10 protein-coding genes and 1 tRNA gene are annotated in these 12,081 nt (G+C 61.0%); 5 read left to right on the top strand and 6 right to left on the bottom strand.

The features are described from left to right. Window positions 1-23: 23 nt before the first annotated feature. The gene (hemC, locus tag HEP69_RS03545) at window positions 24-971 is read right to left on the bottom strand and encodes a hydroxymethylbilane synthase (protein WP_290557142.1); all 948 of its coding nucleotides are present in this window, start codon (window positions 969-971) and stop codon (window positions 24-26) included. Window positions 972-1,074: 103 nt separating this feature from the next. On the opposite strand from hemC, the gene hemE reads away from it, so the two are divergent. Beyond that, window positions 1,075-2,109 (top strand): uroporphyrinogen decarboxylase, encoded by a 1,035-nt coding sequence (hemE, locus tag HEP69_RS03550; RefSeq protein WP_290557143.1) that lies wholly within the window; start codon window positions 1,075-1,077, stop codon window positions 2,107-2,109. A 57-nt stretch (window positions 2,110-2,166) separates the two neighbouring features. Further along, window positions 2,167-2,243 (top strand) — tRNA-Met (locus tag HEP69_RS03555). A gap of 407 nt (window positions 2,244-2,650) precedes the next feature. Here the strand turns inward: HEP69_RS03555 and HEP69_RS03560 are convergent. Further along, the gene (locus HEP69_RS03560; protein ID WP_290557144.1) at window positions 2,651-3,853 is read right to left on the bottom strand and encodes a helix-turn-helix transcriptional regulator; all 1,203 of its coding nucleotides are present in this window, start codon (window positions 3,851-3,853) and stop codon (window positions 2,651-2,653) included. Between the two features lie 77 nt (window positions 3,854-3,930). Then, window positions 3,931-5,802 (bottom strand): serine hydrolase, encoded by a 1,872-nt coding sequence (locus HEP69_RS03565; RefSeq protein WP_290557145.1) that lies wholly within the window; start codon window positions 5,800-5,802, stop codon window positions 3,931-3,933. 433 nt (window positions 5,803-6,235) lie between these two features. Between HEP69_RS03565 and HEP69_RS03570 the strand changes: the two genes are divergently transcribed. The 3 genes from HEP69_RS03570 to HEP69_RS03580 are packed head-to-tail and all read left to right on the top strand — an operon-like array spanning window position 6,236 to window position 9,399. Next, window positions 6,236-7,474, top strand: a complete 1,239-nt coding sequence (locus HEP69_RS03570; RefSeq protein WP_290557146.1) for an efflux RND transporter periplasmic adaptor subunit — start codon at window positions 6,236-6,238, stop codon at window positions 7,472-7,474. Window positions 7,475-7,484: 10 nt separating this feature from the next. Further along, window positions 7,485-8,186: an ABC transporter ATP-binding protein gene (locus HEP69_RS03575; protein ID WP_290557222.1), complete on the top strand. Its 702-nt coding sequence runs from the start codon at window positions 7,485-7,487 to the stop codon at window positions 8,184-8,186. A 1-nt stretch (window position 8,187) separates the two neighbouring features. Further along, window positions 8,188-9,399, top strand: coding sequence for an ABC transporter permease (locus HEP69_RS03580; RefSeq protein WP_290557147.1), 1,212 nt, complete (start codon window positions 8,188-8,190; stop codon window positions 9,397-9,399). 123 nt (window positions 9,400-9,522) lie between these two features. Here HEP69_RS03580 and HEP69_RS03585 read toward each other — a convergent pair whose 3' ends face one another. The 3 genes from HEP69_RS03585 to HEP69_RS03595 form a co-directional block, all read right to left on the bottom strand. Beyond that, the gene (locus tag HEP69_RS03585) at window positions 9,523-9,906 is read right to left on the bottom strand and encodes a cupin domain-containing protein (RefSeq protein WP_290557148.1); all 384 of its coding nucleotides are present in this window, start codon (window positions 9,904-9,906) and stop codon (window positions 9,523-9,525) included. A gap of 1 nt (window position 9,907) precedes the next feature. Continuing rightward, the gene (locus tag HEP69_RS03590) at window positions 9,908-11,077 is read right to left on the bottom strand and encodes a Xaa-Pro peptidase family protein (protein ID WP_290557149.1); all 1,170 of its coding nucleotides are present in this window, start codon (window positions 11,075-11,077) and stop codon (window positions 9,908-9,910) included. A 99-nt stretch (window positions 11,078-11,176) separates the two neighbouring features. Further along, entirely contained in the window at window positions 11,177-11,986 is an 810-nt protein-coding gene (locus HEP69_RS03595) for a GntR family transcriptional regulator (RefSeq protein WP_290557150.1), read from the bottom strand. Between the last annotated feature and the right edge of the window lie 95 nt (window positions 11,987-12,081).

A 12,081-nucleotide genomic window follows, 5' to 3' on the forward strand; every position in this document is an offset into this window, starting at 1 on the left:
ACCGCTGCGTCACGAAATCCGATTCAGGAATGCCAATCGAAGAAATCCGGCCCCGCCTGATCCAAGAGTTTCGAGGCCATTTCGCGGCCCAACTCAGCCCCATCCTCAATCGGAGCGTCGCCATCATCGCCGATCGCCTCCGATCCGTCGGGGCGCAGCACTTCGCCACGCAGACGCAGCGTGCCGCCGCTCAACTCGGCGAGCCCCGCGATGGGTGTCTCGCAGGATCCATCGAGTCGTGCCAGAAACGCCCGTTCCGCCGCCAGCCGTCGGCCCGTTGGAGCGTCGTGAATGGCCTCAAGCAAGGTCGCAACCCATGTGTCATCTGCGCGCCGCTCAATCCCGATCGCACCTTGAGCGATTGCGGGCAGCATGTCATCGGGCGCAATCGCATATTTGGGCACCTCATCCATTTCCAGCCGGTTGAGGCCCGCCATCGCCAGGAACGTACATTCCGCCACGCCTTCGCTGAGCTTGCGCAGACGGGTCTGCACATTCCCGCGAAACTCCACCACCTGCAAATCCGGCCGCCGGTTCAGCAATTGGGCCCGGCGTCGCAGACTGGAGGTGCCAACAACCGCGCCCTTGTCCAGTTCGGCAATCCCTGTCTTGTCAGCAGAGATGAACGCATCGCGCACATCTTCTCGGGGCAAATAGGTGTCGAGCAGCAGACCTGCGGGCTGGTCAACCGGCATGTCCTTCATGGAATGCACGGCGATGTCAATCTTTCCTGACAACAGATCCTCTTCGATCTCGCGGGTAAAAAGACCTTTGCCACCGATCTCTTTTAAGGGGCGGTCCTGGATCGCGTCGCCGGTTACCTTGATCACCACGATGCGAAAGGCTTCTTCTGGAAGATCAAAGGCTTGGATCAGCCTATGGCGCGTTTCCTGGGCCTGCGCCAATGCCAGAGGCGATCCGCGCGTGCCGATTTTGAGCGGGTGATCGGGGGAGGGGAGAGAAACTGTCATGGGGCTATCATTAGTCGCGTCAATTTGCCCTGACAACCGCCGCCTCCTTGACAAAATGCCGCTGAGACCGGACCAAAAGCGCAGCAAGAAAAAGAGGATAGACATGGCGGAAGCAAAGAAACTGCTGCGGGCCCTGGCGGGCGAGACACTGGATACGCCGCCGATCTGGATGATGCGGCAGGCCGGACGTTATCTGCCGGAGTATCGCGCAACCCGTGCGCAGGCCGGGGATTTCCTGTCGCTGTGTTATAACAGTGAACTGGCCGCCGAAGTGACCTTGCAGCCGATCCGCCGCTATGGGTTCGATGCCGCGATCCTGTTTGCCGATATCCTCTTGGTGCCGCAGGCGCTGGGTGCTGATCTGTGGTTCGTGACCGGTGAGGGGCCGCGCCTGTCCACGATCACCGGTCAGGCAGATTTCGACAGGCTAGGTCCCGCCTCCGATATCCACGAAACGCTGAACCCGATCTATGAGACGGTGCGCATCCTGCGCCGCGAACTCCCGCCGGAGACCGCGCTGATCGGATTTGCAGGTGCGCCCTGGACGGTCGCCACCTATATGATAGCCGGTCGCGGTACGCCGGATCAGGCCCCGGCTCATAAGCTGAGAACCGAGAATGAAGCGGTCTTTGCTGCGCTGATTGATCGTATTACCGAGGCTACGATTTCCTACCTTTCCGCCCAAATCGAGGCTGGCGCGGAATGCGTCAAGATCTTTGACAGCTGGGCAGGATCGCTTAAGGGCGATGCATTCGAGACATATGCGCTGGAACCCTGCCGCGTGATCACCCAGGCGCTGAAGAAAAAGCATCCCGGCATTCCGGTTATCGGTTTCCCGCGTGAGGCGGGCGAGAAATACGTGGGCTTTGCCAAGGCGACGGGGGTCGATTGCGTGGCATTGGACAGCGCCGTCGATCCTGTTTGGGCCGCGCAAAACGTGCAGGTTGATGGTTGCGTGCAGGGCAATCTGACCTCCTCGCACATGGTCAGCGGCGGCCAGGCTCTGATCGACGAGACGCGCGCGATCGTCGAGGCGTTTTCGAACGGTCCGCATGTCTTTAACCTGGGCCATGGCATCACTCCGGATGCCGATCCCGAGAATGTGCAATTGATGATCGACTCCGTGCGCAGCGCGTGAGCGCGATTTTGCGTCTTGACGTGGCCAGACGGCTGGCTTAGGTCGGCCCTCGCTTGTGGCGGAGTAGCTCAGCTGGTTAGAGCAGCGGAATCATAATCCGCGTGTCGGGGGTTCAAGTCCCTCCTCCGCTACCAAGAATTTCAGTCACCAGGCCTTCCCAACTGCCTGGGCGTCGCATTCTGGACGCACGCGTGGGGCATCAAACGGTCCAAAGTTGGTTGTGATCCAGGGCAAGGCTAGTTCTGTGAGAGTTGTCCCGACCCGATACGGCAGAAGGTAAGCTCTTGCAAACACACTTGCACAAGCTCCTGCAGGAAAGCGTTTACGGGTCTTGGGGCACCTCAGGCTTTCGCGATCCGGGAGACAATTCCTGGCAGGCCCTGATGCGGGGCGTTCAATCGGATCGCCGCGATACAGGAGCGCTCGCCCGATCCGACGAGGTCAGATGAGCTGAGGGATCGCCAGCGTCACCGGTCCTGCGCTGTGTCAGACGGGTCTGAGGAAGGTCGCTTTTTTGATCGAGACGAGATCCCTGCCGCTGCTATGCCTCGCTTCTGTATTGTGAGGGCGTCATTCCAAGCTCGCGTTTGAAGGCCGTGTAAAACGACGAGCGGGAATTGAACCCCACATCATAGGCAATCGCCAGGATCGTGGCGTCGGTCGTGCGCAGCCGGTCCGCCGCGTCGCGGATGCGCCAGCGGTTCACATAATCAAAGAACCGCTCGCCGATCTTGTCGTTTAGCGCTTGTGATGCGTAATGCGTTGTCACGCCGATCCGGCCTGCTAGATCCCAAAGCGAAAGATCCGGGTCAAGATAGAGACGTTCGTCGGTCATCAGGGCTTCGATCTTTCCCGCGATCCGGTCCAGACGGGTGTCGCTGAGCCCGGACTTGCCGTATTTGCGCATGGGCGGCGTGTCATTCACAACGACCGGAAGCTGGCTCGCAGGCGGCTCAAGTCCTGGTTTTTGACGGGCGGCCCATAACGCGATGCTCCATGTCAGCACATAGTGGATGAGGATCGCGGCCAGAAGCGAGTCGAACACCGCAACCCCCGGAAAGGCCAATCCCAACACGGATGCGGCAATAGCGATGATATTGAATGTCCAGAACATGAAAACGGCCGCCGTCAGCCACCAGGTCCAGGCCAGCTCCCTGCCTTCGGTGCTGGCAAAGAGGTCTTTCAGGCGGCTCCGATATCGCTTCAACCGGCGCAGTATCAGTGTCGCATAGACCGGCACCAAGGCGTAGAACACCAGCGTTGCGAGATAAAGACCGATTATCGCAACGGTCTGCAGCGCACCCAGGTCTTCCGCGCCAGAACCGAGACCCGCCTGCAACGGCGCGGGCAATAGAAGGATGTAGAGGTAGAGTGCGCAGGCAAAGACAATGGGCAACGCATGCCAGATCCAGCGGATGCCGGACGCCTCTTTGCCCGGGTCGGCGGTCAGGCGATACACATAGAGCCAAAGGAGAAACGGCTGAACCATGGTCAACGGCACCTCGGCCAGTTCAAGTGCCAAATTCAAAAGGCCCAGCTCATCACTTGGGTTCAGGTAAAAGACGGGCAGTGCCAGCAACTCAAGCGCGTTTGCCCAAAAAAACAAGGCCAGCGGCAGGCGGATAGGACGGTGCCGGTCTTGCAACAACAGTAAGTGCCCGCAAAAAACCGATAGGACCAGCAGCCCCGACCCAGCGGCAAGGCGCAAATCTTCGATATCAACAGTGAGCGTTGTGGGATCCATGAAATGATGGCCATCGTACTAAAGAGGTGAGGGGGCGCAGATCCGCGCGCCCCCTAGAGTTTGTTCTATGCGGATGTTCAGAAGACAAAACTGTCTTCCGTCAAGGGGTCGCATGATGTCCCAAAGATCATGATTTCGGCATCGCCATAGCTGATCTGCGTAAACGAGCCGTGGCTTTCGATCTCCAGCTGGTCGAAACTCAGCCCGGTTTGCGAGAAATCCAGCAGATCCTCTTCGGCGTCAAAGCCAAAAACGCGGTCCCGTCCGGCATCGGTCTGAAACACAAAGACATCGGCCCCGTCGCCGCCCCACATGTAATCGCGCCCCGCGCCGCCGTCGATAATGTCGTCGCCCGCGCCGCCGCGTATGATGTCGGTGCCTTCGCCGCCGGACAGCACGTCGTCACCAGTCCCGCCGCGCAGATGATCGCGCCCGGCGCCGCCGTCCAGAACGTCATCGCCCTGATCGCCATTCAGGATGTCGTTTCCCGCACCACCCTTCAGGTTGTCGTCGCCCGCGCGCCCTTGCAGGTGATCGCGCCCCGCACCGCCATCGATTTTGTCGTCGCCATGGCCGCCGCGCAGATGATCATTACCGTCCAGCCCGATGATCTGGTTGTCGCTTTGCCCTGCATCGGGCGCGTTGCGAAGCACGTCGAACCGGTCCCCGCCCTGGTCGCCGATCCAGAGTGTCGACCCATCCGAGAAGGTGAACCGCCCGGTGTCCAGATCCACCAGCGCCCCGTCGAAAGTCAGGCTTGCACCGTCCAGTTCCAACGTCGTCTCCGGGCCGCCGGGCGCGTCGGTATCTTCGCTCAGCTCGATCTCGGCCGCGGTGCCTTCAATAGAAAAACTTTCATCCGATGGATCGAATTCGGCCCAAGCCTCGTCATTGAAAATCGCCGCAAATGCGTTGACCAGCAACTCGGTCGGTTCGGCACTCGAATGGGTCGTGGCAATCGAAAAGATCGTTCCAGATTCGACATGGATAAAGGTGGCGGTGTTGGTCCCCAGCGTGCCGCCCTGAAAGCCGATGAACTGCTGGCCAAAGATCGTTCCCGAAGACAGACCAAGGCTTTCGCCATCCGTCCCCGATGTGCCATCCGGGGCGCGGAAGTCCAGCATCTCGTCCAGTTGTTCTGGCGGCAACAGTGTCTTTGAGACCAACAGCGCATCGAAGAAGCGGATCATATCGGCGGTGGTCGACACCACCCCGCCCGCAGCTCCAAAATCCAAAGGCACGTTGGTCACATCCAGGACCTGCCCTGGGATCAGCTCCGCATAGGAGTGCAGCACATCCTCGATCCCGCCATCCGATTTAAGCGCGCTGTCATCCATCCCGGCTTTGGAAAAGATCCGGTCTGACAACAGGTCTCCGAATGATTTTTCTGTCACCTGCTCGACCAGTTTCTGCAAAAGCAGATAGTTGGTGTTGGAGTACTCATAGGCCGCCCCCGGTGCGAAAGAGGCCGATTGGCCCGACGCAATGGCAAGCAGTCCGTCAGGACCCAAAGGTTGGCCGGGATTGGCCATCAGTTGCTCGATAAAGGCCGGAAGTCCGGTCTGACCGGGGACGGAATCAAAATCCGGAATGCCCGATCGGTTGGCAAGCAACTCGCGCACCGTGACCTCTTCGATGTTGGCAATGCCTTCCAGGCCGGACAGGTCCATCTGATCGGCCAGAGGCGCATCAAAGTCGATTAGCCCTTCCACGACCAGTTGCTGCACCACGACCGAGGTCATCATCTTGGTCTGGGACCCGATTTCGAACCGGTTGTCGGTGGTGGCGGCCTCGGCGCCGCCGATCTCGACGGTGCCGGAAGCATCGCGGACCGAAAGCCCCTCGCGGGCAATCTCGATCAGAACGGCGGGCGCGGGGCTGCCGTCGGCAAAGTCATCCAGCGCGTTGGATGGCCCCTCTTTCAGGGCCTGGGGGTCAAAGTGGGACATGTTGAAGAACCTCATGGAGTTAAGAAAACGGTGCGGACCGCTGGTCCACTGCGGGCGTTCTGACAGAGCGGGACCGTCATGGCGTCCGGATCGGTCGGGCCGGACAGGAAACACGCATTTAAGGGGTTCAGTGGCCAGGTCGCGGGCCAAAACCGGTGGGTCGGGCCGCAGGGCGTCTGTCTGGGCCGCCCGGGGCGGACGGACCGTTGCAAAAAAGGGGCGGGTTCTCGGCGCTTTGGTGCCTGAGAGAAGAAGGATGCGCCCACATTCTGAGGTGCATCACCATGCCTGGCGCCGCTTTGCCGCCAGGTGATGACCCAACGTCCCCTTGATCCGCTGCGCAAAGCCGCGGCGCTGATTGATCTAGGTCAGCCCGAACCTGGCGAGGACCGACTATCACTGCAAAGATGTGCGAATCCGACGGGGGACAACCATGTCAGCGAAGGCTGAAGACATCGAGCAGAAGCTGGGCATCGGACAGCAGAGCGGACGGATTGCCATATGGGTCAAATACCTGGCCGTCGCTGTGGTGCTTGGCGCCATCGGCGGCTATGTGCTGTTCGCGACCGCGCCCTCCCAGAAGGTGCAATACATCACCGAGCCAGCGGTCATTGCAGACTTCGATGTTGTCGTCACCGCAACCGGATCCATTGAACCCACCAACCTGGTGGAAATCTCAAGCGAGCTTTCGGGCACGCTCAAGACGGTCTACGCCGACTTCAATGACAGGGTCAGCAAGGGCACCGTGCTGGCCGAACTGGACACCACCAAGTTCGAAGCACGGGTCGCGGTCAGCAAGGCCTCGCTGGACAGTGCGATTGCGCGGGTCGCGATGGCCCAGGCGACGGTGGAGGATGCCAGGGAGAAACACGAGAACGCCGTGCGTTTGGAAGAACGCGGCGTCACCGCGCACCAGACTTTCGTGTCTTTGCGGGCCGCGTATATTCGGGCGCAAGCGGAGTTACAGTCTGCCATTGCAGATCGCGCGCTGGCCGAGGCGAATCTCGATCTCAATCAGGCCGATCTGGATCAGGCCTGCATCTGCTCTCCGATTGATGGTGTTGTGCTCGACCGGGCGGTGGATGCCGGGCAGATCGTCGCTGCGGCCCTCTCGGCCCCGGTGCTGTTTACAGTGGCGGAGGATCTAACGAAAATGGAACTTCAGGTCGATATCGACGAGGCGGATATCGGACGGACAAAGGTCGGAAACAAGGCTCAGTTCACGGTCGACGCCTATGACGAACGGATCTTTCCGGCCGAAATCTCCGAGATCAGGTTTGCTCCCAAGACCATCGACGGGGTTGTCACCTACAAGGCCATCCTGACGATTGACAACTCGGACCTCTCGCTGCGGCCGGGCATGACCGCGACCGCCGATATCACGGTTGCCGAGGTCAAGGGCGCGCTGACCGTCCCGAACGCGGCGCTGCGATATGCACCACCGGTGGAGCAGGAAAAGGACGACGCGCGCAGCGGGCTTCTTGGCATGCTGATCCCGGATGACGCGTCCCAGCCCCAGCGCATCAACGACAAGAGCGTGTGGGTGTTGCAGAACGGTGAGCCCGTTGAAACGGCCATCCGGGCCGGGGCGAATGACGGGCGCATCACCGAGATTGTCGGCGGCGATCTCGCGGCGGGCGACAGCGTGATCGTGGATCAGCGCAATGACTGACCCTGCCCGCCTGTCCCAGGGGCTGATCCGGCTGCGGGACATTCATCGCATCTATGGTTCGGGCGAGGCCGAAGTGCGCGCTCTGGACGGCATCGATCTGGACATTGACGAGGGCGAGTTCGTCGCGATCATGGGCCCAAGCGGGTCCGGCAAATCCACCGCCATGAATGTCATCGGGTGTCTCGACACGCCAACACGGGGGACCTACCACTTTAATGGGGTTGAGGTCGCTCATCTCAGCCGGGATCAAAGGGCGCTTTTGCGGCGCCACTATCTGGGCTTTGTCTTTCAGGGTTATAATCTCTTGGCCCGCACCAGTGCGCTGCAAAATGTCGAACTGCCGCTTATCTACAAGGGCATGGGCCGTACGGAGCGTCATGCCGCGGCCACCGCGGCGCTTGACAAGGTCGGTCTCGCGTCACGGGCGCATCACGATCCGTCCGAGCTTTCTGGTGGTCAGCAACAGCGTGTGGCCATTGCTCGGGCGCTGGCGGGAAGCCCTCAGGTCATCCTGGCGGACGAGCCCACGGGTAACCTCGATACCAAGCTGTCGGCGGACATCATGCGCGTGTTGCAAGAACTGAACGAAAAGGATGGCCTGACCATCGTAATGGTCACGCACGAGGCCGACATGGCCGCGTTCGCCAAGCGCCTGATCTGGATGGTCGACGGCAAGATCGAACGCGACGGCCCGACACAGAGGGCGGCCTGAGATGCTTTGGGAAACCATCAGGCTGGCGGTTCAGGCGATTTTTCGCAATGCGTTGCGGTCATTCCTGACGGTTTTGGGGATTGTGATCGGCGTCGGCGCGGTGATCGCGATGGTGACCGTTGGCCAAGGCTCGGCCGAGCAGGTGACCGCAGATGTCGAAAAGCTGGGCAGTAACATGCTGATGATCATGCCGGGCCAGGACGCCATGGAACGCGGTCCAAGCGGCACGGTTGATCAGATGTTCACCATCCGCCTCAACGACCTGATCGACGAGCAGCTGAGTGTCATCGAGGTTGCCGCGCCGGTGAGCATGTCGCGGGCGCGGGCTGTTTTCGGTAACGAAAACCTCCGCACCGACATCGTCGGCACCGACAACCGCTATTTTGATGTCGCACGCTGGGAGATTGCCAGCGGTCGCCTGTTTGAACGGGCCGAGTTGCATGCCGGCAGGCCGGTCTGCGTCATCGGGGAGACCGTCCGTCGCGAGCTTTTTGGCGCCGCCGATCCGGTGGGTGAGGTCATCCGCATCAAGACCCTTTCCTGCGATATCATCGGGTTGCTGGACTCAAAGGGCGCCTCGACCTTTGGCAGCGATCAGGACGATTTTGTGGTGATGCCGATCCGGACCTATCAGCGCAGGATCGCGGGCAATACAGACGTCAACCTGATCATGGTAGGCGCGCGCGACGGCGTCTCGACCGAACGCGCCAAGGAAGAGATCGAAGGGGTCATGCGCGACCTTCGGCGGATCGGGCGCGGCGAGGAGGACGATTTCACCGTTCTCGACATGAAACAGATCGCGACGATGCTGTCGGGCATTACCAGTGTGCTGACCGGGCTTTTGTCGGCTGTTGCGGCGGTGAGCCTCTTGGTCGGGGGGATCGGGATCATGAACATCATGCTGGTCTCTGTCACCGAACGGACGCGTGAAATCGGCATTCGGCTGGCAATCGGAGCGCAGGCCCGGCAGGTCCTGATGCAGTTTCTGGTCGAGGCGATCATCCTGTCGCTTTTTGGCGGGCTGATTGGTATCGGCCTTGGACTGGGCTTGGGGTTCATCGGCGCGAATATGCTGGCGATCCCGTTCCGGCCGGACCCGAATATCGTCCTGCTCGCATTTGCGTTTTCCGCCGCGGTTGGAGTGGTCTTTGGATACTTCCCCGCGCGGCGGGCCGCCCGCATGAACCCCATTGACGCATTGCGCCACGAATAGAGCCTGGCGCTGACCCGCTCCGGGACCGTCCCGGCAAAGCAACGGGAAGACATAGATCGCACGCGGATGCAGTCCGGCGTTGATCCAAGGTTCGACTGGCCTGAGGCGCGGCCCAGCAATGGATCAATAGCCGCCAGGCTTGTGGCCGAAAAAGACCTTTGTGACCTCCTCCGTCACGTCCCAGATCACGCGGCTTTGATCCTGGATGAACAGCGTGTCCCCGGCCTCCAGCCGCCGTTGCGCGCCGGTGCCGGTCCAGGTGATGCAGCAGCGACCTGCCAGAACCGTCATCAGCTCATCGCCCTGTTCGGTGCACTCAAACGCGCCTTGGGTGCAGCGCCAGATGCCATAGCGGGTCGTATGACCCGGCCCTCCTTTGTCGATTCTGCCGGACGTTACCGGCGCGCCGCTGAGAATGCGGTATGCGCTCAGCGGATTGTCGAAGGGCCAATGGTCCAGCGCGCCCACGTCATCGCCCGGCGTGTATCGATCCTGCATACCCATCATGTCAGATCACCGGCAGCTCGGGGCTGGCCCGTTGGGTCAAGAGGTGTCCCCCCTCTGGCGTGACCACGATATTCTCCTCATGTACCATCATAAGGCCAGAGCCGTATGACAGCGACGGTTCAAGCGTGATCACCATGTTTTCTGTCAGCACCGTCGTATCAAAGGCCGCATGCGAAGGCTGCTCGGTCAGTTGCATGCCCAGCCCATGCCCCAACCTGCCGATATCGCCGCCGCTTTCGTCGATCTCTGCGATCACGCGCGCCATCGCCTGGAACAGGTCCCGACACGTCGTACCGGGCCGCGCGGCCGCGATCCCGGCCTCGGTCGCGCGCCAAAGCACGTCATAGGCGCGTCGCGCCGGATCTTCTGCCTGTCCGATGGCCCAATTCCGGTCAAAGTCGCAGAAATACCCATCCCAGGTCAGCCCCGTGTCCAGCATCAGAATATCGCCCGCACGGAGCGGTGTGCGTGACGGCGGGGAAATCACGTCGGCATAACCGCCTTGATCGGCGGCACCAACCACATAGGGCGCGCCATCTGCGCCCTGGGCCAACGCCTCGCGGCGAAACGCGCGAAAGACCTCCTCCAGCGGCATCCCCTCGGCCACCAGATCGGGCACGCGTGCAAAGGTGGCCGAACCGATCGTACAGATAAAAGAGAGTTTTTCGATCTCCGCCTCGGATTTGACCATGCGCAGCCCCTGAACAAGGCCCGTTGCATCGCCGATCCTCAGGCCGGGCAACGCCGCCAACAGCCGTTCCCAATCGCCCAGCGGCATGCGCAGATGGGTCTCGTGCCCTTTCATCACTCCGACCACTCCACCGGCCTGTGATATGGGTGTCAAAAGCTCGGTGAGCAAGCTGATGCCGTCATCGTCGGGGGTCGGCGCGCGCCACGTACGGATGTCGTCCAGCCAGCTGCGCCGCATCAGGGCCGCTCCGATTTCCGGGATCACCGCGATGGGTTTGCCTTGGACCGGGACGAACAGGAACCAAGGCCGCGTTGGGCTTTGCCAAAAAAGTGTGTCGAAGCCAGAAAAGTAGCGCAGCTCGGGCTCGGTCATCAGCAAAAGGCCCGCCAGATTGTCTTGGGCCATCCGTCTTTGTGCGCGGGCTGTGCGCGCCTCGAACTCGGTTGTGGAAAATCCCCGTTCGGGCCGGTCAGGGTGCATGTTTGTCTCCTGGGTCTGAGGCGTCGTTGATCCTTGGGTGCAAAATAGCAAACGAGGCGGCAGACGGGCGTCGATTGCGCGGCGCGGTCTGACTTTTTCCTAGTCTTCCGGCACGGGATCGCGATTTTTGCCCGATCTGTGCGGCTGATCGTCCAGCGCTCGGGCATTCACCATGGCGCGGGCGGTGAATTCAGCCAGTTCGCCGCGCCAGATCTGCCGTCCCAGACAAAAGGGTGCCCCTGCGCTGTCGCGGATCACCTGTTCCAGCTCAAGGCCGGCCCGGTTCGGTGCAAGGCCCATCAGATGAGCCTCGTCATCGCTCATTGCCCGCATGCGAATAGAGATATCGCCCGTGGCTGCCACGGTGCCAAAGTCCCGTTCGATCAGCTGCGTCGTCGATTGCCCAAGATCGCACTGCAACAGTCCCGGAAACCGATTGGCACTCACATATTCCGTTTCGACGAACAGGGCATGACCACCGGTCCGAAAGAGCCGTTGATAGGCATAAAGTGCGTCACCCTCCGCGACTGCCAGGATCCGCGAGAGAACGGCATCGGCCGGTATCGTCACTGCCTCGATCAGCACGATCTCGAGTTCCCGTCCGGCGGTCTGCGCATCGGCCACGAAACTGACCATCTCGCTGATGTTGTAACGCACCCTGCGCGGAGAGACGAACCGCCCGCGCCGCCCTTCGCTATAGGCCAGGCCCTCGGTCTCCAACGCTTCGAGGGCGCGCCGCGCTGTCATCCTGCTGACACCGTGTTGCTCTGCCACGGTCCGCTCGGACGGCAGGGCTGCCTTTTCCGGCAACGTACCGTCCACGATTGGATGCCTGAGTGCATCCACGATCTGCTGGAAGCGCGATTGGCTGTGATCTGTGTGCGACGAGGCCCCGGTCATTCGTGGCATGCTCCTGCATTTTGGCTTTCAAGTATCATGGTTTCTGGTCTATACCAAGGTGGATTGTCTGGTATATACCAGAAGAGAGCCGATTGGCGAAACAG

Source organism: Aestuariivita sp., from assembly GCF_021404545.1.
GTDB lineage: Bacteria > Pseudomonadota > Alphaproteobacteria > Rhodobacterales > Rhodobacteraceae > Aestuariivita.

Excerpts from the sequence above, each read along its gene's own strand:
- HEP69_RS03595 (WP_290557150.1), bottom strand. The coding sequence starts at position 11,986 with ATGCCACGAATGACCGGGGCCTCGTCGCACACAGATCACAGCCAATCG.
- HEP69_RS03570 (WP_290557146.1), top strand. The coding sequence starts at position 6,236 with ATGTCAGCGAAGGCTGAAGACATCGAGCAGAAGCTGGGCATCGGACAG.
- HEP69_RS03560 (WP_290557144.1), bottom strand. The coding sequence starts at position 3,853 with ATGGATCCCACAACGCTCACTGTTGATATCGAAGATTTGCGCCTTGCC.
- HEP69_RS03585 (WP_290557148.1), bottom strand. The coding sequence starts at position 9,906 with ATGATGGGTATGCAGGATCGATACACGCCGGGCGATGACGTGGGCGCG.
- HEP69_RS03580 (WP_290557147.1), top strand. The coding sequence starts at position 8,188 with ATGCTTTGGGAAACCATCAGGCTGGCGGTTCAGGCGATTTTTCGCAAT.
- hemC (WP_290557142.1), bottom strand. The coding sequence starts at position 971 with ATGACAGTTTCTCTCCCCTCCCCCGATCACCCGCTCAAAATCGGCACG.
- HEP69_RS03590 (WP_290557149.1), bottom strand. The coding sequence starts at position 11,077 with ATGCACCCTGACCGGCCCGAACGGGGATTTTCCACAACCGAGTTCGAG.
- hemE (WP_290557143.1), top strand. The coding sequence starts at position 1,075 with ATGGCGGAAGCAAAGAAACTGCTGCGGGCCCTGGCGGGCGAGACACTG.
- HEP69_RS03565 (WP_290557145.1), bottom strand. The coding sequence starts at position 5,802 with ATGTCCCACTTTGACCCCCAGGCCCTGAAAGAGGGGCCATCCAACGCG.